This window comes from Stenotrophomonas sp. C9D9, assembly GCF_056491205.1.
Window position 1 is genome coordinate 614298 of the sequence record NZ_JBSZIF010000003.1, and the last position, 19183, is coordinate 633480.

Annotated in this window: 15 protein-coding genes, 2 pseudogenes and 1 riboswitch; of the genes and pseudogenes, 6 read left to right on the forward strand and 11 right to left on the reverse strand. The window is 65.2% G+C overall.

The window, feature by feature from the left end:
- Positions 1-102: 102 nt before the first annotated feature.
- From ACXI0D_RS04800 to ACXI0D_RS04810, 3 genes are all read right to left on the reverse strand, one after another.
- Positions 103-603 carry an RNA polymerase sigma factor gene (locus ACXI0D_RS04800; protein ID WP_014038389.1) on the reverse strand — a complete coding sequence of 167 codons (501 nt, stop codon included), beginning with the start codon at positions 601-603 and terminating at the stop codon, positions 103-105.
- A gap of 83 nt (positions 604-686) precedes the next feature.
- Positions 687-1163: a hypothetical protein gene (locus ACXI0D_RS04805; RefSeq protein ID WP_101766036.1), complete on the reverse strand. Its 477-nt coding sequence runs from the start codon at positions 1161-1163 to the stop codon at positions 687-689.
- On the reverse strand, positions 1163-1633 hold the full coding sequence (locus tag ACXI0D_RS04810; protein ID WP_246864208.1) for a hypothetical protein: 471 nt from the start codon (positions 1631-1633) through the stop codon (positions 1163-1165). The genes ACXI0D_RS04805 and ACXI0D_RS04810 overlap by 1 nt, the downstream gene beginning before the upstream one ends.
- Before the next feature lie 206 nt (positions 1634-1839).
- Here ACXI0D_RS04810 and ppa point away from each other — a divergent pair, with 206 nt between their 5' ends.
- Together ppa and ACXI0D_RS04820 are read left to right on the forward strand one after the other, a co-directional pair.
- On the forward strand, positions 1840-2376 hold the full coding sequence (ppa, locus tag ACXI0D_RS04815; protein ID WP_005410935.1) for an inorganic diphosphatase: 537 nt from the start codon (positions 1840-1842) through the stop codon (positions 2374-2376).
- 152 nt (positions 2377-2528) lie between these two features.
- On the forward strand, positions 2529-3650 hold the full coding sequence (locus tag ACXI0D_RS04820; RefSeq protein WP_014038392.1) for an HDOD domain-containing protein: 1122 nt from the start codon (positions 2529-2531) through the stop codon (positions 3648-3650).
- 59 nt (positions 3651-3709) lie between these two features.
- On the opposite strand, the gene ACXI0D_RS04825 is transcribed toward ACXI0D_RS04820, so the two are convergent.
- The 6 genes from ACXI0D_RS04825 to thiC form a co-directional block, all read right to left on the reverse strand.
- Positions 3710-3919, reverse strand: a complete 210-nt coding sequence (locus tag ACXI0D_RS04825) for a hypothetical protein (protein WP_049446606.1) — start codon at positions 3917-3919, stop codon at positions 3710-3712.
- A gap of 169 nt (positions 3920-4088) precedes the next feature.
- Entirely contained in the window at positions 4089-6935 is a 2847-nt protein-coding gene (locus ACXI0D_RS04830) for a TonB-dependent receptor (RefSeq protein WP_049446608.1), read from the reverse strand.
- Positions 6936-6984: 49 nt separating this feature from the next.
- On the reverse strand, positions 6985-7884 hold the full coding sequence (locus ACXI0D_RS04835; RefSeq protein WP_049446610.1) for a helix-turn-helix transcriptional regulator: 900 nt from the start codon (positions 7882-7884) through the stop codon (positions 6985-6987).
- Positions 7885-7999: 115 nt separating this feature from the next.
- Positions 8000-10324, reverse strand: a complete 2325-nt coding sequence (locus ACXI0D_RS04840) for a winged helix-turn-helix domain-containing protein (protein ID WP_479642367.1) — start codon at positions 10322-10324, stop codon at positions 8000-8002.
- A 259-nt stretch (positions 10325-10583) separates the two neighbouring features.
- Positions 10584-11255: an ion channel gene (locus ACXI0D_RS04845; RefSeq protein ID WP_135966832.1), complete on the reverse strand. Its 672-nt coding sequence runs from the start codon at positions 11253-11255 to the stop codon at positions 10584-10586.
- Positions 11256-11349: 94 nt separating this feature from the next.
- A complete protein-coding gene (gene thiC, locus ACXI0D_RS04850; RefSeq protein WP_049446615.1) occupies positions 11350-13194 on the reverse strand; it encodes a phosphomethylpyrimidine synthase ThiC in 1845 nt (614 codons plus the stop codon).
- An 82-nt stretch (positions 13195-13276) separates the two neighbouring features.
- Positions 13277-13378: riboswitch (TPP riboswitch) on the reverse strand.
- Positions 13379-13624: 246 nt separating this feature from the next.
- Between thiC and ACXI0D_RS04855 the strand changes: the two genes are divergently transcribed.
- A complete protein-coding gene (locus ACXI0D_RS04855; RefSeq protein ID WP_014038399.1) occupies positions 13625-15202 on the forward strand; it encodes a BCCT family transporter in 1578 nt (525 codons plus the stop codon).
- A 303-nt stretch (positions 15203-15505) separates the two neighbouring features.
- Here ACXI0D_RS04855 and ACXI0D_RS04860 read toward each other — a convergent pair whose 3' ends face one another.
- The gene (locus ACXI0D_RS04860) at positions 15506-15679 is read right to left on the reverse strand and encodes a hypothetical protein (protein WP_479642368.1); all 174 of its coding nucleotides are present in this window, start codon (positions 15677-15679) and stop codon (positions 15506-15508) included.
- A gap of 110 nt (positions 15680-15789) precedes the next feature.
- Positions 15790-17447 (reverse strand): annotated as a pseudogene (gene ggt, locus ACXI0D_RS04865) (gamma-glutamyltransferase).
- Positions 17448-18196: 749 nt separating this feature from the next.
- Between ggt and ACXI0D_RS04870 the strand changes: the two are divergent.
- From ACXI0D_RS04870 to ACXI0D_RS04880, 3 genes and pseudogenes are all read left to right on the forward strand, one after another.
- Positions 18197-18636, forward strand: a pseudogene (locus ACXI0D_RS04870) (NAD(P)-binding domain-containing protein); the annotation flags it as partial.
- A complete protein-coding gene (locus tag ACXI0D_RS04875; RefSeq protein WP_479642388.1) occupies positions 18610-18897 on the forward strand; it encodes a hypothetical protein in 288 nt (95 codons plus the stop codon). The pseudogene ACXI0D_RS04870 and the gene ACXI0D_RS04875, both read left to right, overlap by 27 nt.
- Entirely contained in the window at positions 18779-19177 is a 399-nt protein-coding gene (locus ACXI0D_RS04880) for a hypothetical protein (RefSeq protein ID WP_479642369.1), read from the forward strand. Before ACXI0D_RS04875 ends, ACXI0D_RS04880 begins: the two co-directional genes overlap by 119 nt.
- Positions 19178-19183: the final 6 nt, after the last annotated feature.

Sequence of the window (19183 nt, forward strand, 5' to 3'; positions counted from 1 at the left end):
GCTGGCGGACAGGCGCATTCAAGCGCGGGCGGGGGAACTAGACCGCATCCACGGTCCAGAGATCAAGACGTTTGTGCGAAGGCCAGCCCCAAGCTGGCGCGATCATCGACCGCTGCGCGCCCAGGCCAGGCGTTGCAGCGCGGTGCGTACGTGATTCTCCACCGTGGTCACCGATACCCCAAGGCGACGCGCGATCTCGGCCTGGGTCAGGCCCTGAAGGCGGTTGAGCCGGAAGATGGTGCGGGTCGGCTCCGGCAAATGGCCGGCTGCATCGAGCACCCGCTGCAGTTCGTCCTGCGCCATGGCCTGCTCCTCGGTGGAGATCACCTCGTCCGGGCCCCATAGATAGTGGTCGGCCAGCAGCCGGTTGCGGCGGGTCGATTCGCGGCCGTGGTCGGTGGCCAGGTTGGCGGCCAGCCGATACAGATAGGCGCGCGGATTGTCGATCGCCTGGCTGTCATCGACCCCACGGGCCTTGAACCAGACCGCCTGGATCACGTCTTCGGCGCCGTTGTCGCCCCCAAGTATCCGCTGCACACGACGCAGCAGCGCTGGCCGCTCGCGGATCAGCAGTTCGGTGAGGGAGGCAGCATTGGAGGACATGCGCGGAGCCGGGACGACAGACGGGGGCGCCGCGCATGCTACTCCACTAATGCGAATCAGTCACGTTCGCATCATCCTCAGGATCATAGGCATTCAGTCAATCCGTCATAGACATGGGTCCGGGTGCCCGGCAGCGTCGCATGCAGGGCGTCGTACCCGGTTGCTGCATCCCACACACCCAGCAGCTCGGCCAGACGGGTTCCAGGTGCAAGCGGGAGCACGCAGGCATAGGTCCCATGGTCGACGTCGATCTGCCCGGTCTGTTGCACCTGGGTATAGCTTCCAGCGAAGGTCCAGATGCAGCTACCCACGACGCCGGAGGCTCGATGCACCGAACAGCGCAGGCGCATGGGCCGGAGGTTGTAGTACTGCCCTTCGCAGAAGGTATCGCCGCAGATATCGTCGAAGCCGCGCACCAACAGGCGCTCAGCGGCAAGGAAGCGCTCACGGCCGGCCGCCGGATCGGGATGGTCACGGGCATCGACAAATTGAGGGGTCGCCTGGGCGCCGCTTGCCATCAGCAGCCCGCAGGCCAGCCATCGTGCCGGGAAGATGCGCATCAGCCCACCCTCCCGGTCTTCCGGATGCAGTCAGGCAGCGCGTCGAACAGGCCATGGTCGAGGCCAGGCAGGGCGGCGGTCAGACCATCAGGCGCTTCCAGCGAAGCGTGGAAGGCTTCTACAGGCACGCCCGGCCCCAGCTCCACCGGACAGGCCCAGCGGCCATTGTCGACCTGCACCTCCCCCGTATCGCCCTGCACGGCCAGCTCGCTGGCCACCACCACCCAGGCGCATCGCTGCACCGTTCCGCGATGAGCCAGCACCGCGCAGCGGAACTCCATCACCCGGTAGTTGCTGTACTCACCTTCGCACCAGGTATCGGCACAAAGCCGGTCGAACTCCCTGGCCAAGGCGGCCTTCAGCCCGTAGCCACGCTCCCAATTGGCCTCGGGCCGGGGGTAATCGATCAGGTCCACGTGCAGGCCGCGGGCGAAGACAGGCAGGGACGCCAGCAACAGCACGGCTGCCATGCATCGGGCATACCAGGACATCGGCAGTACTCCTTGGGAATGGGCGTCCAGCCTGCGCCGGCACACCCCGCGGCCCCATCGGCCAAGGCCGGTGCGACCCGTCAGGCCTTGCCGCGCCAGCAGGTCGGTGCCCTCCCCCTGCACAGCGCCCGGCAAAGGCATAAAATGGTGAGCTATCCGTCTACATCCCCCACCTGGAGCACACCATGGGTCTGGAACTCGTCTCGCCCGGCAAGAACCCGCCGGAAGAAATCAACGTCATCATCGAGATCCCGAAGGACTCGGAGCCGGTGAAGTACGAAGTGGACAAGGAAACCGGCGCGATCTTCGTCGACCGCATCCTCTCCACCCCGATGCGCTACCCGTGCAACTACGGCTACGTGCCGAGCACCCTGTGTGGCGACGGCGATCCGGCCGACGTGCTGGTGGTGCTGCCGCTGCCGCTGGTGCCGGGCTCGGTCGTGCGCTGCCGCCCGGTCGGCGTGCTGAAGATGAGCGATGAGGCGGGCAGCGACGAGAAGATCCTGGCCGTGCCGGTCTCGAAGATCTTCAGCGGCTATGCCCACGTCGAAGACATCGCCCAGGTCTCGAGCCACTGGCTGGAGCGCATCGGCCACTTCTTCGAGCACTACAAGGACCTGGAGAAGGGCAAGTGGGTCAAGCTGGACGGTTGGGGCGGCGCCGCTGAGGCCAAGCAGATCCTGATCGAGGCGCATCAGCGCCATCTCGACAGCAAGGCCTGAGCCTGAACCGGATCGCTCCGGCGGTACCCTGCCGGAGCGATGCGGGTCACGTTTCATGACGACGGCACATCACTCTTGCTGCCGTATTAGGTAAATTGCGTCACTTCACACGTCATCGACATCCATCGTCGAGACAGCCAGGGGAATGTGTCGTGCGTATTCTGCTTGTTGGGGATGCAGCCAGCCTGCCGGCCGAGCTGACCGAATTCATTGCCGATCTTGGGGAAGACTGGCAGCCGTTGACCGCCACCGATGGCCAGGCCGCGATGACCGCGGTGGCCACGCAGGGCGTGGATGCGGTGATCGTCTGCCCGCAATTGCCAGATCTCAATGCCACCACGCTGCTGGGGCAGATCCGGACGTTGCGCCCGGAGACCATCCGCATCGCGCTGGTCGATGCACAGCATGGCAACCGCCCGCCGCCGGCGCGCCTGATCGGTGTCGCCCACCGCTTCCTGCCGCTGCCGCTGGCACCGGAAGTGCTGCTGGAGGCGCTGACCAGCCTGGAAGAACTGCGCGAAGTGCTGGACAGCCCGCGCCTGCGCGATGCCATCGGCCGTATCGAGAAACTGCCCTCGCCGCCGCACCTGTACCTGAGCCTGACCCAGGCCCTGGAACATGATGACGACGCCGACAGTGCCGATGTAGCCAAGCTGGTCGCCGCCGATCCGGCGATCGCTGCCAAGGTGCTGCAACTGTCGAACTCGGCCTTCTTCAGCCAGGGCCGCACCATTGCCGACCTGCGCACCGCAGTGACCCGGCTGGGCCTGGCCACGCTGCGTGACCTGGTGCTGGCCAGCGAAGTGTTCTCCGCACCGACGCTGTCGGCCGCCGAGCGCAACTCGCTGCAACAGCGCGCACTGCTCGCCTCGCGGCTGGCCGCACGCCTGCTGCCCGAATCCAGTGCCGAACTGGGAGCGACCGCTGCGCTGCTGGCCGACATCGGCCTGCTGCTGCCAGGTGTGCGCAACGAGCGCAGCGAGCCTTCGCTGGCCGGTGACACCCGCCCCGGCCATGCCGAGGCCGGCGCCTACCTGCTGGGCCTGTGGGGCCTGCCGATGCCGATCATCGAAGCGGTGGCATTCCACCTGCAGCCACAGCGCGCCAACACCCGCAGCTTCTGGGTGACAGGCGCGGTGCACGTGGCCCTGGCGCTGGTCAATGGCGATCCGGTGGACGAGGACTACCTGCAGCGCGCAGGCGTGCTGAACAAACTGCCGCAATGGCGCGAGCACGCCAATGCACTGATGGGTCTGGTGCCCAGCGACGCCTGAGCGCGTTGCATGATTTCCGGATGACAGGGGGCGCACCCGCAAGGTGCGCCCTTTCTACGTCAGCGGGTACCGCAGGCGTCCTGCACGCAACGACGGTACTGCGACTCGCAGATGACCGCTGACTTGCCACTGGCCAGGCACTGCTGGCGGAACTCTTCGCAATAGAGCCCGCCACCGCAGACCCCGAGACCCTGCGCGAACACCGCGCCCACCAGCGTTGCATAGATCAATGCAGCGGCAGATGCCTGGCGCAACAACGTGTTCCTCATATCCCTCTCCACATGCAAGCGTCCGGTAGTGGACCTCCTGACTGTGTTGATTACGACACGACGGGACCGTGACTGCGCTCACCTTCCAACAGTTTCCGGAATTCCCCTACAAAAAAAAGGGCGGACCTTGCGGTCCGCCCTCCTTCTGTTGCTACCGCACTTCGATGGATCAGAAGCGCTGGGTGTACTTCATGTACAGGAAGCGACCCACGTCGAAGCCGCCGTAGTAGGCGAACGCCGAGTTCGGAGCCGAGTACTGCAGCGGACCCTTGTGGTCGAACACGTTGTTCGCGCCCAGGGCGATCGTCGCATCCCACGGTGCCTTCCAGCTGACCTGCAGGTCGTGGAAGGTGTTGGAACCGGTGTGACGCAGCGGATCGGTCTCACCGTTGGCCATGTGGTTCGGAGCATCGCACCAGCCGTCAGCCAGCGAGATGCAGCTTTCCTTCATGCCCGAGTAGTAGCGCGCGGTGTAGTTCACACCGAAATCGCCGTACTGCCAGTTGACGCCCAGGTTCGAACGCACGCGGAACAGGCCCGGCTCGCCAACGCGGCCGATCATGATGTTGTCGCCTGCGCTGTTCTGGCCCTGCTCGTCGTACTTGGCGGTGTAGCTGGTCTGCCAGTCGATGCTGAACTGACCGATGGCCAGTTCCGGCAGGCGGTACTTGACGCCCAGGTCGTAACCTTCGGTCTTCATCTTGCCGAGGTTGGCGGTGCCGTAGGTGATCGCACTGACGTGGCCGTCAGCCGCACGGGTCACGCTCGAGCAACGCTCGGAGTTGCCCAGCACGTAGCAGTCACGCAGGATGCGGTCGACGCTGTCAGCGATGATCATGTCGCTGATTTCGTACTTGTACCAATCCAGCGACAGGTCCAGGCCCTGCACCCAACGCGGGCTCCACACCAGGCCGAAGGTGGTGCTCTTGGAGGTTTCCGGCTTCAGGTTCGGGTTGGCACCCGAGACGAACTGGTCACCCGACTGGCACGGCAGGGTCGAGCACGGCAGGTTGCCCTGGCCCAGCTGCACGTAGTTGGCCGGAGCGCCAGCGGCGGTGCACGCGGCATTGCCGGCAACGCTGCCCGGAGCCTTCACGCCGCACGGATCGATGTACGACTCGAAGCTCGAGCTCAGGCCACCGTACAGGTCGCTGATGGTCGGAGCACGGAAGCCCTGGGCGTAGGTGCCGCGGACCAGCAGTTCATCCAGCGGACGCCAGGTCAGGCCGAACTTGCTGTTGGTGGTGCCACCGAAGTTGCTGTAGTCCGAGTAACGGCTGGCAACGTTCAGGGTCAGTTCCTTGGCGAAGGCCATGTCGGCCAGCAGCGGCACGTTCAGTTCGAGGTAGACCTCGTTCAGATCGTACTGGCCGCGGGTCGGCTTCTGGCCCAGGCCGGTGGACTGGCCCGACTGCGCGAAGGCGTCCGGCACGTAGTTGCCTTCTTCCTTGCGGTGCTCGACACCCAGGGCGAAGCCCAGGTCGCCGGCCGGCAGGGTCACGATGGAACCCGACAGGTTGGCGGTGAAGCTGGTGGTCTTGGTCACGCCACGGGTGGTGAAGGTCGGGAACAGGAAGTCCTGCAGCTCCTGGTTCGCCAGCGAACCCTGGCCATCAACGCCGTACGGCAGCAGCGGGTTCCACGGGCGGCAGTCGCCCAGGATCGGCTTGGCCGAGGTGCCGCAGCGGGCAACGCCGCCGGCATCGATGAACGACGGGCCCAGGGCCTGGCCTGCAGCGATCAGGCTCATGTCACCACGGTTGGTCTTGATCGACTCGTTGCGGTTCCACAGCGCGCCGACATCCCAGTCGAAGGTCTTGCCGCCCAGCTCGAAGAAGCCGGTCAGGGTCGGAGCGAAGCGCAGGGTCTTCAGCTGGCTGTCAGTGGTACGCGGCACTTCCCACAGGCGACGGCGGAAGCTGACGTCCTGGCCGACCGGGTTGAAGGCGCTCGAGCCCTCCAGCGGGGTGCCGAAGGAGTTCGACTGGAACGGGTAGCCGGCGATCTGCTGGAACGTCTGGCGCTCGTTGTAGAGCACGTCGGTGTTCAGGCTGATCGAGTCGGTGAAGTCGTAGGTGCCGTTGATGTAGACCGACTTGCGCTTCACACCGGTGAGCAGGGTCATCTGCTCGTTGGAGTTGGCGAATTCGTCCGCCGTAATGACGTGGTAGTCATTCGGGTTCTTCGGGTTGCCGCCGGCGTTCAGGGTCTTCCAGACTGCCTTCTTGGAGTCGCTGCAATCGACCTGGGTCGGGTTGCACCAGCTGCCGTTCTGGCTGATCGGGCTCCAGGTGGCCGAGGTCGAGTTCGGACCCAGCGAGCCATCACGGCTGTACCAGCGGTCCTTGGCCCACACCGGATCCTGCTTCGAGTACTCGGCCGACAGGGTCAGGCTGCCACGCTCGCCGCGGGCACCGAGGGTCATCGAATAGGTTTCGGTGTCGCCGTCGCCCTTGCCGTACTGGCCGACGTAGACATTGGCTTCGCCGCCGTCGAAGTTCTTGCGGGTGATCACGTTGACCACGCCGGCGATGGCGTCGGAACCGTAGATCGAGGACGCGCCGTCCTTCAGGATTTCGATGCGCTCAACGGCCGACATCGGGATCTGGCTGAGATCCTGGTAACCGGCGGTGGTTGCGCCCAGGCGCTTGCCGTTCATCAGCACCAGGGTGCGCTGGGCGCCCAGGTTACGGATGTCGACGTAGTAGCCGCCCACGTTCTCGCCCGAAGCCAGCGATTCCGAGCGCGAGATGGCCGGGGAGCCGGCCGAGGTCAGGTTGTTCAGCACGTCGGCGACGCTCGAGAAGCCCTGCTTTTCCAGGGATTCGCGGGTCATCGTCAGGATCGGCTGCTGGGTCTCCACCGAGGCGCCGCGGATGCGCGAGCCGGTGACCGAAATGCGGTCCAGGTCGGTGGTGCCCTTTGCTTCCTGAGCCGAAGCAAAGGCCGGCGCCAGCGCCAGCGCAATGCCGGCCGGCAGCAAGCCGAACCGCACTGCGGGATTACGAACGTTCATCTATCTCTCCAAGGTACGTGTTAGCAGCGTGTTAAAACACCCCAGCACGTTACGATTGCGTTGCAGCGCTGTATTTGCGCGAACCAACCGGAGACTTTGCGGATTGTGGCGGGAGCAAGCCACCGTTCTCCCTGAAGCGCGATGCGGACTGGCCGTAGCGGGCGCGGAACGCACGCGCGAAGCTGCAGCAGTTGTCGAAGCCACTGGCGGCGGCGACCTCGCCCACCATCATGTCGGTGTCGCGCAGCAGGTCAGCAGCGCGTTCGAGGCGCAGTCGTGCTGAAAGCGACTGCGGGCTTTCCTCGTACAGGCTCTGGAAGGTCTTGGAGAGGTACCAGCTGGAGAAGTTGGTCAGCTCGGCCAGTTCGCCGATGCGCACCACCCGGTGGCTGTTGCCTTCCAGATAGAGGCGCGCGCGCTGCATGCGGCCGAACACCTGGCGCTTGCGGCTGCGCGAGCGGCCCGGGCAGCGCTGTACGTTGTCGGCCAGGCCACGCTGCAGGCCAGCCAGGTGCAGCAACAGCGGACGCAGGGCCTGGGCCGGCTGGCCGCTGGCCAGCGCATCGCGCCACAAGCGCAGCGCCACGCGGGCGTCACTGCGGTTCATGCGGCCACGACCGGCATACAGGCCGCAGTCGGCCATCTCGGTCAGCACACGAAGCGCTTCGACGTTCAGGTTCAGGCCGACGCACAACCCGTTGCGACCAGCCTGCACCAACGGCCGCGATTCCTTCTCGAAGGCGATCCACTCGCCCTGGCGCAGGCGGAAGCGCCCTTCCTTGGCCTCCACCCACGAACTGCCACGCACCTGCATCCAGACGGTGAAGCTGGAGCCGGCGGTCTGCAGGCTGCCCAGCCGGGCCACGCCCAGGCAGGTCGGCGCGACATCATCGAGCGACCGGTCCAGGGAGACGGTTTGGCCGCGATCGGCCAGCGAGAGTTGACGCATGGGGGCACCACGGATTTGCCTAGTACAGGACTCCGTTTTGCCTAATCAGGTGGCACCGCGTCAGGAAAGTCCGACGAGATCGCCACGAATTCGCGACGAGATCCCGACGAAGAAATTACGAAGGGCCATTTCCCTTGAACAACAACAACTTGGAGAACGCCGGGAACAGCGCGGGCGGGCGTTCGGGCAACCGCATCACGCCGATGTCGGCACCATCGCTGACCGCCATCGCCACGAACAGGTCATGTCCGTCAGCGCTGGCGCTGAGTCCGTTGCCGGCGCTGAGCCGTTCTGCGTCCAGGCAGCGTTCCGGCTCCTCGCGGCCGGGCAGGATGCGCACGAAGGTGGTGCCACACGTGGTCGAGGTGCCGAGGTAACCGATGCCGCTGTTGCCGGCCACGGTCCAGGCCCGGTATCGCCAGCGGCTGGGCCGGTCATCGCTGATCTGCTGCACGCTGCCCGACGACAACGTGGCATCGGCCGACCACAGGCCACCGGCGGCCAGGCGGGTGAACAACACGCGGCCACTGCTGCGGTCGAAGCGCGCCTGCGACACCCCATCGATGCTGGCCAACCGGCGCCAGGGCTGGGTGCTGCGGTCGAACAGGCTCAACCGGGTGCGCTGGTCGGCATCGCGTTCGACCACAAACAACTGCTCCGGCGACGCGCCATACAGCGCCTGCAGCGGCTGTTCGGCCGGGATCGGCAAAGGTTGCAGTCGTTCATCGCGTGGCGCGATCTCGTAGACCACCGTGCGCCCATGCGCGTCGCGGCCGACCACGAGCAGCTGACGGCTGTCGGCCGACCAGTCCGGTGCCTGCCGCGCTTCCGGCCGCAGCCCTTCAATGGGGCGCAGCGAATCCGGCCGCTGCATGTCCGCCCACCACAGGGCGAAGCTGCCGGAGCGATCCGAGGTGAAGACCAGCTGGCGGCCATCCGGCGCTGCCATCGGCTGCCCATCGCGGCCACTGGAGGCAAACAGTCGCTCGGGCGCACCGTTGCCCTGCATCGGCACCTTGAACACGCCGAACTGTGCGCGTCGGTGGACGAAGGCCAGCATGCCACCGCGTCGCGACACGGCGGGCCACTGCGCATCATCCAGGCCAGCATCGCGCAGCGTGTGCCGCTCAACGTCCAGGTAATAGAGCCGCGCCTCGCTGTCGACGCGGCGGCCGAACACGATGGTGCGGCCATCGTCCAGCCAGGCCCAGCCGCGCAGCTCTGCCGCTTCGTTGGTCAACTGCTCGGGCGTACCGCCCGTGGCCGGCACCCGCCACAGATCGCCCAGCTGCGGGTTGCGCACGAACACCAGCCATTGCCCGTCGGGCGAATAACGCGGTGCGTAGTCGAAGTCATCCTGGTCGACGCTGTAGGCCAGCGCGCGCCACTCGCCGCTGGCCAGGTCCAGCACGCGGATGCCACGGTGGGCGTAACGCCCGACCATGCTGCCGAACACCAGGCCGCGACCATCGGGTGTCCAGTCAAAACTGAGCAGTTCGGTGCCATCGCAGCGCGTGGCCTGGCGCAGTGCGCCGCCGGTGGCGCTGGCGATCAGCACCTGGCAGCCACCGTCGGCGGAAAACCGTGCGAAGGCGATCTCGCGACCATCCGGCGACCAGTTCGGGAATCGATCGACCGCGCCGGCCGGTGGCACCAGCAACTGGCGCGCCGGCGCGTTGCCGGAGGTCTGCACCTTGATCGCACCACCGCCGTTGCCATCTTCGTTGGCGCCTTCATAGGCGACCAGTGAACCATCCGGTGACAGCGTGGGATAGGTTTCAAAGCCGCTGGTCGCGGTGATCAACCGATAGGGACGCTGCGGGCTGCCGATCACCCGCGTGCCGTTCTCCACGGCGGCCTCCACCGGTGAACTGCTGGCCGGTGCACGGCGCAGCAGCAGCGCGGTCATCACCAGCAGCGTGGCCAGCATCAATACGCCCAGCGCCAGCAGCACGCGGCGGCGGACATGGCGCCAGCGGCGGCGCGATTCCTGCGCGCGCGCGGGCAGCACCGCGGCGTCGGCGGGTGCCGGCTGCACTTCCACACCTTCATCGTCAGGCAAGCCCGCAGCCGTTGGCTCCGCATCGTCCAGCGCCTGTACCGGCACCAAAAGCCGATAACCAGTCTTGGCGATGGTTTCGATGTAGGCCTGGCCGTTGTCGTCGTCGTTGCTGAACGCCTTGCGCAGCTGGGTGACGGCCTGGGTCAGCACATCGTTGGTCGGCAGCGTGTCCGGCCACACCTCGGCGAACAACTCGTCTCGGGTGACAACGCGGCCCGGCTGCCGCAGCAGCACGCGCAGCACGCCCAACGCCTTCGGCGTCAGCCGGCGCGGGCGACGCGCACCGACGACCTCGACTTCGCGCGAGGACAGAGTGACGATGCACTCTCCTATCCGTATCCGATCGGATACGGGTGGCTGTATTTCGCTGCTGTTCATTTTCTGCTACACAGTAGAGACAGGTCCCGGGCAGTGTTTGCCTTCGTTACGGTCCCGTCCTGGGAACAGCGAAAAGCCAGACTCCGCACAAAGCATCGGCGCATACCGCAAAAACAATCGAGCGCGCGAATACTAGCCTATGCAAGTTACCTCGCCTATCGCGTGGTCGACATCAGGCTCTCTCTCGCCGACGCATTCACATAATTCGCGACACCATTCGCGCCCTCTTGGGCGCGAAATTTTTATCTGGCGTTCATTTTCACATGCGCCGCAACATGGTCAATCCGACCAGACGCGAAACCACCAAAGCCACGTACATCACGCCGGAAAACTGCTCCAGCATGACCAATGCGCGTGCCTGTGGATGCAGGGGTACGACGTCACTCAAGCCCACTCCAGACAGCAAGCTGAAGCTGAGATAAAGCAACTCCATCCAGCTGCGCTGCGCACCCCCGCCAGTACCCTGGAAGCTGCCCGGATACCACTGCTGGCACACCGCGAACGCGAAGGCGAAAGCCCACGCCAGCAGGGTGAAGGTTGCGCCTGCGGCGAACAGTTCGTCGCGGGTGACCTTGTGGTCCTGGAGCATGTAGGCGATCAGGGCGCCGGCCGTATAGAAGTACAGCAGGCTCTCCAGCAGCTGCGCGGTGGTCAGCATTGCGGTGCGATCGAGCAATGCGCCTGCCAACGAGAACACCACCGAGGGAATGGCCAGCAACAGCGCCAGCCAGGTGCCCAGCGGGCTGCGCTGGACCACCCACAGCGCCAGGCCGAGTACCGCCATGCCGAACATGCCCAGTGCGGCGCGGCCCGCAGCGGTGTCATCCAGCGCGGGATACAGCAGCACCGCCAGCAGCTGCGCGCCCAGCAACCAGGCCGAAGGATGACGGCGGGCGATGGCCAGCCAACGGGTGGTCATGGCAACGGGCATGGCGTCCTTTCCCCCTGGGCGATGGACGCAGCATAGCCGGGCACGGCGTGATGAACGGTCGTGCCGGCCGTTGGCCGGCACGACCGTTTCCACATCAGCCCTGCCGGTAGACCTCGGCGCCGGCGGCGCGGAACTCCTCCGACTTCTCCTTCATGCCGGCCTCGGCGTAGTCACGCACGTCCTGGGTGATCTTCATCGAACAGAAGTGCGGGCCGCACATCGAGCAGAAGTGCGCCAGCTTGTGCGCATCCTTCGGCAGCGTCTCGTCGTGGAACTCCTTGGCCTTCTCCGGATCCAGGCCAAGGTGGAACTGGTCCTCCCAGCGGAACTCGAAGCGCGCCTTGCTCAGCGCGTTGTCGCGCACCTGCGCACCTGGATGACCCTTGGCCAGATCAGCGGCGTGCGCGGCGATGCGGTAGGCCATGATGCCGTCACGCACGTCCTGGCGATTGGGCAGGCCGAGGTGCTCCTTCGGCGTCACGTAGCAAAGCATCGCCGTGCCGAACCAGCCGATCATCGCCGCACCGATCGCGCTGGTGATGTGGTCGTAGCCCGGTGCGATATCGGTGGTCAGCGGCCCCAGCGTATAGAACGGTGCTTCGCCACACTCGCGCAGCTGCTTTTCCATGTTCTCCTTGATCAGCTGCATCGGCACGTGGCCGGGGCCTTCGATCATGGTCTGCACATCATGCTTCCAGGCGATCTTCGTCAGCTCACCCAGCGTCTCCAGCTCACCGAACTGCGCCGCGTCGTTGGCATCGGCGATGCAGCCCGGGCGCAGGCCGTCACCCAGCGAGAAGGTCACGTCGTAGGCCTTCATGATCTCGCAGATCTCTTCGAAGTGCGTGTAGAGGAAGTTCTCCTTGTGGTGCGCCAGGCACCACTTGGCCATGATCGAGCCACCGCGGCTGACGATGCCGGTGACCCGCTTGGCGGTGAGCGGCACATAGCGCAGCAGCACGCCGGCGTGGATGGTGAAGTAGTCCACGCCCTGTTCGGCCTGCTCGATCAGCGTGTCGCGGAAGATCTCCCAGGTGAGTGCTTCGGCACGGCCATCGACCTTCTCCAGCGCCTGGTAGATCGGCACGGTACCGATCGCCACCGGCGAATTGCGGATGATCCACTCGCGGGTTTCGTGGATGTGCTTGCCGGTGGACAGGTCCATCACCGTGTCACCGCCCCAGCGGATCGCCCACACCAGTTTCTCCACTTCCTCGGCAATGCCCGAGGACACGGCGCTGTTGCCGATGTTGGCATTGATCTTGGTCAGGAAATTTCGGCCGATGATCATCGGCTCGCTTTCCGGATGGTTGATGTTGTTGGGCAGCACCGCGCGGCCGCGCGCGATTTCATCGCGCACGAACTCCGGTGTGATGATCTTCTGGATCGAAGCCCCAAATGCCTCGCCCGGGTGCTGCTGCAACAGGCCGGCATCACGGATCGCTTCCATCCGCTGGTTCTCGCGGATGGCGACGAATTCCATTTCCGGCGTGATGATGCCGCGGCGCGCGTAGTGCATCTGAGTGACGTTCGCGCCTGCGCGTGCACGCCGCGGCAGGCTGCGCGCAGGGAAACGCACGGCATCGAGCTTCGGATCATGCTCGCGGTCGCGGCCGAACGACGAACTCAGGCCGTCGAGCTGTTCGGTATCGCCGCGCTCCTCCACCCAGCCACGACGCAGCGCCGGCAGGCCCGCCGACAGATCGATACGCACATCCGGATCGGTGTAGGGGCCCGACGTATCGTAGACCGTGACCGGTGCATTCTCTTCGCCGCCGAACAACGTCGGCGTGCGGGTCAACGCGATCTCGCGCATCGGCACCTGCAGATCCGGACGCGAACCGGGTACGTGGATCTTGCGCGAACCGGGAATCGGCCGGGTCACGGATTCGGAGAGTTGCTGGGCCTGTTGCTGCAGGGCGGAGAGCTGTGCGTTCATCGGGCATCGTCCAGGAAGGTCAGGGACGAAGCGGCGGCGCACTGCGCCCGCGCGCGGACGGTCCTTGGGCGGAGTCCGGGCACGGCTGCACTGCAAAGCTTCCCTACGCCGGTATGAGCCGGATCAGGTTCCAAGGGACTGTCTCAACCGTGGCCACCTGGCCGCGGTACCCCCGCTTCTTGGCGTGCATTAGAGCATAGAAAGCACTGCAGCTCATGGCGGTTGCAGCCGCGCATCGCGTGGATCCGCAGTTTCTGTATTAACAGAACCGTGACATCGCGTTCAGTAACGTGCACGTCCGTCGCGTTCCAGCGACCGATGCGTCCTTCGCCGCCTTCGCGGCCCCTGCCCGGTTCGCGATGCATGCCACCGGCCCTTCGCTGCAAGCTCTGCTCGCTCCCCTCAATCCCTTGATCGGAGAAGCTCCTTCATGGTGTTTCGCGTTTCCATCGCACTGGTTCTGCTGCTGGTGCTGCTTGCCGGTATTGCACCGGGCCCCTTCAATGCCGTGGTGCAGTCGATGCTGGCAGAAGTCATCCGCAGCGTCGGCTGGCTGTACCTGCTGGTGGTGTTCCTGGCCCTGGTGTTCCTGATGTACCTGGCCTTCGGCCGCTTCGGCAACCTGCGCATCGGTGGCGAAGACGCCGAGCCCGAGTTCTCGCGGGCCAGCTGGATGTCGATGCTGTTCGCCGCCGGCATGGGCATCGGCCTGGTGTTCTGGGGCGCCGCCGAGCCCATCTCGCACTTCAGCAAGCCACCGGAAGGGCTTGCTCCGCAGAGCCTGGATGCGGCACGCGCCTCGATGCGCTATGCATTCTTCCACTGGGGCCTGCATCCGTGGGCCATCTACGCGCTGATCGGCCTGGCGATGGCCTGGTTCCAGTTCAACCGCAACGGCCGCGGCCTGGTCAGCGACATGCTGCAGCCGATCATCGGCCGCCACCATCGTGGATGGATCGGGCGCGTGGTCAACATCGCTGCAGTGGTCGCCACGGCGATCGGTGTCGCGACTACGCTGGGCTTCGGCACCATCCAGATCGCCGCCGGCATCGAGCGCGTGTTCGGCGTGCAGGCGACCGTCGCAGTGCAGATGACCATCATTGCGGTCGCCTTCGTGCTGTACATGGCATCCACCGCCAGTGGCGTGGAGCGAGGTGTGAAGTGGCTGTCCAACTTCAACCTGGCATTGGCTGCCCTGCTGGCAGCCATCCTGCTGGTGCTGGGGCCGACCGGCTTCATCTTCGATACGTTCACCACCACGCTGGGCTCCTACCTCAACCAGCTGGTGACGATGAGCCTGCGCATGTCACCGTTCTCCGGCAGCACCTGGGTGGCGGACTGGACGATCTTCTACTGGGCCTGGTGGATCTCGTGGGCACCGTTCGTGGGGTCGTTCATCGCACGCATCTCGCGCGGCCGCAGCGTGCGCGAGTTCGTTATCGGCGTAGTGCTCGCGCCGACTCTGCTGGGCTTCTTCTGGTTCGCGGTATTCGGTGGCACCGCGCTGTGGGCGCAGATCTTCGGCCATGCCGACCTGGTGCAGGCGCTGGGCAATGGCTACGAGACAGTGCTGTTCACGCTGTTCGACAGCATGCCGCTGCCGCTGCTGCTGTCGTGCATCGCACTGGTACTGCTGATGATCTTCTTCGTGACCTCGGCCGACTCGGCGGTGCTGGTGCTGGCCAGCATGTCCACTGACGAAGCAGGCGATCCTCCGTTGAAGCGCAAGCTGGCCTGGGGCATCGCGGTGGCGTTGATCGCAGCGGCGTTGCTGCTGGCCGGTGGCCTGGATGCACTGCAGGGCATGATCACGATTGCGGCGTTGCCATTCGCGCTGCTGATGGTGCTGGTGATGGTGTCGCTGTACCGGGTGCTGGACCAGGAGTACACGCGTGAGCGGCGGCAGGCGCAGCGCCAGCGGCACATGATCGATGCGTGGATCGCACGCGAGATGGCGGCGCAGGAAGAGACGCAGGCGGAGGCCGCACGCGCGCAGGATTCGGATTGAGGGTGTTTTGCAGCCTGCGGCTGCACTGCTTCTTTCAGGCAAGTGCAAGTGCAGGAGCCAAAGCGGCTCTGGGTTTCTGCTGGTTGGGCGGGGCGGTGTGGGTTGGCAGGACACGCCGTAAACCCGTCCCTGGGGGCTCGATGGCGCCATCCATGGCGCCAACGGTCCTGCCAGCCCACACCGACCCACCCCCGACAGTTTCCGTGTGACGGTGGGTTTTCCACGCCATGCGTGGATGAGGTGTATCGGAAAACAGGAAGGGGTCGGATCCGTTTTCCTTTGGAAAACGGATCCGACCCCAATTCACAGCACGCGGCTGTTGCTGTTGCTCTTGCTGTTGCTCTTGCTGTTGCTCTTGCTGTTGCTCTTGCTGTTGCTGTTGATCTTTCTCTTCCTGCGGTGATGGCCACGGAAACGGTCAGGGGCCGGGCGGGTGGGCTGGGCGGGGGTGTCCGCGGCATGGATGCCCGCGGCCAAGCCTCCAGGGACGGATTCACGGCGTCCCCCGACCAGCCCACCCGCCCGGCCAAGCCAAGCATCGCTGAATCACCACCGCAGAGGGGGCTGCGCCCGTTGGCCGGAAAACCTCAATACCCCGCCGCCTGCCCATCCTTGCGGCTCTCCGAAGCACCGTAGTAAACCCCGGTCTCGGGATCACGCATGATCGCCTGGTATCCGCCATAAGGACCATCGGCGAACACGATGCGATGTCCCTTGCGCATCAACGCACGCACCGTTTCATACGGGAAGCCGGTTTCCAGATTCACCTCACCACCGTCGGTCATCGCCGTGGCCTGCCCGGTCGGTTCGGTCGAGCCCTCATGCTGGATGCGCGGTGCATCACCGGCCTCCTGCAGGTTCATGCCGAAGTCCACCAGGTTCATCACGATCTGCGCGTGGCCCTGCGGCTGCATCGCGCCGCCCATCACGCCGAAGCTGGCGTACGGCTTGCCGCTCTTGGTGATGAACGCCGGGATGATCGTCTGGAACGGCCGCTTGCCCGGTGCATAGCCGTTGGGATGATTCTTCTGCAGCACGAACATCTCGCCACGGTCCTGCAGGATGAAGCCCAGCCCCGGCGGCGCCATGCCGCTGCCCATGCCGCGGTAATTGGACTGGATCAGCGACACCATCATGCCGTCGGCGTCGGCCACGGTCATGTAGATGGTGTCGCCCTCTTCCAGCTGCTTCGGCGTGCCCGGCTGCACTTCCTTCAGCGCCTTGTCCATCGAGATCAGCGCGCGGCGCTGTGCGGCGTACTCCTTGGAGATCAGCTTCTGCACCGGCGCCGGCTGGAACGCCATGTCGGCGTAGAAGCGCGCACGGTCGGCGAAGGCAAGCTTCTTCGCTTCGACGAACAGGTGCACGTGTTCCGGTGATCCGAACGGGATCTTCGAGAAGTCGTAGCCTTCCAGCACGTTGAGGATCTGCAGCGCAGCGATGCCCTGGCTGTTCGGCGGCAACTCCCACACGTCGTAGCCACGGTAATTGCTGCTGACCGGTTCGACCCACTCACCGTGGTGGTCGGCCATGTCCTGGTAGCTCAGGTAGCCACCGTTGGCCTTGAAGTAGTCGCCGATGGTGCGGGCGATATCGCCCTTGTAGAAGGCATCGCGGCCGCCGTCGGCGATCTTCTGCAGGGTGCTGGCCAGGTTCGGGTTCTTCCACATCTCGCCCTTGCGCGGGGCGTGGCCGTTGATCGTGAACTGTTCCTTGAAGCCCGGGTACTGCGACAGCTTGGGCACCGAGCGGTCCCAGTAGTAGGCGATCACCTCGGCCACCGGATGGCCCTCGCGGGCGTAACGGATCGCCGGCGCCAGGTTGTCGGCCATCGGCTTGCGGCCGAAGCGGTCGTGCAGCGCGAACCAGCCGTCGACTGCGCCGGGCACGGAGACCGGCAGCGGGCCGAGGCCGGGATGTCCTTCAGGCCACGGCGCTGGAACTCGGCCAGGGTGAGCGACTTCGGCGAACGGCCCGAGCCGTTGTAGCCATAGAGCTTCTGCGTCTTCGGATCCCAGACGATGGCGAACAGGTCGCCGCCGATGCCGTTGCCGGTGGGCTCCATCAGGCCAAGCGCGGCATTGGCGGCGATCGCCTCGTTCACCGCCGAGCCACCGCCCTTCATCACGTCCAGCGCGATCTGGGTCGCCAGCGGCTGTGAGGTGGCAGCCATCGCATGCGGGGCGATCACCTCCGAACGCGTGGCAAAGGTGTGGCCGGTGATGCGGTCGGCGGCGGAAGACAGTGCAGAGCGGCCAGCAGAGCAGCGGCCAGCAGGGAACGGGCAAGGCGTCGGGACACGGTCGGGTTCCGATGGAAGGGTGGTCCCTCGATCTTCGCCGCTGCGGCCTTCATGCGGTATCGGGCAGAGGTCATGGACGTTGAATCCTGGGGTGGGTGCGGAAGGTCCGCACCCGCCAAGGCGAAAACCCGCCGGATTTCTGCCGCGCAAAAACCAGCGATTGAAAAGAGTGAATTCGGGTTCACCGAAACACTTTCAGCGGCAACCATCCTTGCGCCACAAGCAATTCCGCTGGATACAACGGAAACCGACAAGAATTCCGTCGCGAGGGTTGACATCGCCGAAACGGCTGTGTTTCTCTCGATCACATGTTGCATCACAACACGCCACCGCGAACCCACATCGAAGCCGCCGACACCGGCGCCGCCTCGCTGCGTTCGATTCTTGTGCTCGTACTTATTACCCAACCAACAGGTGCGGGACGAGCCAGCGTGTAAGCAACAAACACACCGGAACTCTTTCAAAAACCCACACCCGCCCCGGTGCGGGTTTTTTCATTTCAGGACCTGGTTTCAGACGCAACCACCATGCACAACGCCCAACGCAAAACCCGGACCCACACCACCACGACGCCTCGTGGTGGCTGTGCCTGTGCGATGCACGGCGCCTCCTCCACCGCTTTCCCCTGACCGGCCGGCACGTCACCCCGACGACCGGCCGTTCTTTTTCTTCCACCGCAAGGAACCTCCCCCATGAGCACCAACGACCTGCCCCAGACCAAGATCGCCCGCCTCATCGGCTACGGCAGCCAGGGCCGCGCCCACGCACTGAACCTGCGCGAATCCGGCTTCGACGTGGTGGTAGGCCTGCGTCCGGGTGGCCCGACCGAGGTCAAGGCACAGGCCGATGGCTTCACCGTGAAAGCACCGGCCGACGCGGTGAGGATGCCGATCTGGTTGCCGTGCTGAACCCGGACATGGTGCAGAAGAAGCTCTACGACGATGTGTTGGCCGCGAACATGAAACAGGGTGCGGTGCTGTTGTTCGCGCACGGCCTGAACGTGCACTTCGACATGGTACGAAGCCGCGCGAGGACCTGGATGTCGTACTGGTCGCGCCGAAGGGCCCGGGTGCGTGGTGCGCCGCGGACTGAAATCGGCCGTGGCGTGCCGTGCATCTGGGCGGTCTATCAGGACAAGAGCGGCAAGGCGGCCGAGTACGCCCTGGCCTATGCGGCCGGACTGGGTGGCGCGCCTGGCGCCAACCTGATCCAGACCACCTTCAAGGAAGAGACAGAGACCGATCTGTTCGGCGAGCAGGCGGTGCTGTGCGGCGGTGCCTCGGCACTGGTGCAGGCCGGTTTCGAAACCGCTGGTCGAAGCCGGCTATCAGCCGGAGATCGCCTATTACGAAGTACTGCACGAGCTGAAGCTGATCGTCGACCTGTTCTATGAAGGCGGTATCTCGCGCATGCTGGAGTTCATCTCCGAGACCGCGCAGTACGGCGACTACGTCAGTGGCCCGCGGGTGATCGACGCCGGCACCAAGGCGCGCATGAAGGAGGTCTTGAAGGACATCCAGGACGGCACCTTCACCAAGAACTGGGTGGCCGAGTACGAAGCGGGCCTGCCGAACTACAACAAGTTCAAGCAGGCCGACCTGGAGCACCCGATCGAAAAGGTGGGCAAGGAACTGCGCGCCAAGATGGTCTGGTTGCAAGGACAGGCCGCGTAACCGCGC

Excerpts from the sequence above, each read along its gene's own strand:
- ACXI0D_RS04805 (WP_101766036.1), bottom strand. The coding sequence starts at position 1,163 with ATGCGCATCTTCCCGGCACGATGGCTGGCCTGCGGGCTGCTGATGGCA.
- ACXI0D_RS04830 (WP_049446608.1), bottom strand. The coding sequence starts at position 6,935 with ATGAACGTTCGTAATCCCGCAGTGCGGTTCGGCTTGCTGCCGGCCGGC.
- ACXI0D_RS04835 (WP_049446610.1), bottom strand. The coding sequence starts at position 7,884 with ATGCGTCAACTCTCGCTGGCCGATCGCGGCCAAACCGTCTCCCTGGAC.
- ppa (WP_005410935.1), top strand. The coding sequence starts at position 1,840 with ATGGGTCTGGAACTCGTCTCGCCCGGCAAGAACCCGCCGGAAGAAATC.
- ACXI0D_RS04825 (WP_049446606.1), bottom strand. The coding sequence starts at position 3,919 with ATGAGGAACACGTTGTTGCGCCAGGCATCTGCCGCTGCATTGATCTAT.
- ACXI0D_RS04840 (WP_479642367.1), bottom strand. The coding sequence starts at position 10,324 with ATGAACAGCAGCGAAATACAGCCACCCGTATCCGATCGGATACGGATA.
- ACXI0D_RS04845 (WP_135966832.1), bottom strand. The coding sequence starts at position 11,255 with ATGCCCGTTGCCATGACCACCCGTTGGCTGGCCATCGCCCGCCGTCAT.
- ACXI0D_RS04810 (WP_246864208.1), bottom strand. The coding sequence starts at position 1,633 with ATGGCAGCCGTGCTGTTGCTGGCGTCCCTGCCTGTCTTCGCCCGCGGC.
- ACXI0D_RS04800 (WP_014038389.1), bottom strand. The coding sequence starts at position 603 with ATGTCCTCCAATGCTGCCTCCCTCACCGAACTGCTGATCCGCGAGCGG.
- ACXI0D_RS04855 (WP_014038399.1), top strand. The coding sequence starts at position 13,625 with ATGGTGTTTCGCGTTTCCATCGCACTGGTTCTGCTGCTGGTGCTGCTT.
- thiC (WP_049446615.1), bottom strand. The coding sequence starts at position 13,194 with ATGAACGCACAGCTCTCCGCCCTGCAGCAACAGGCCCAGCAACTCTCC.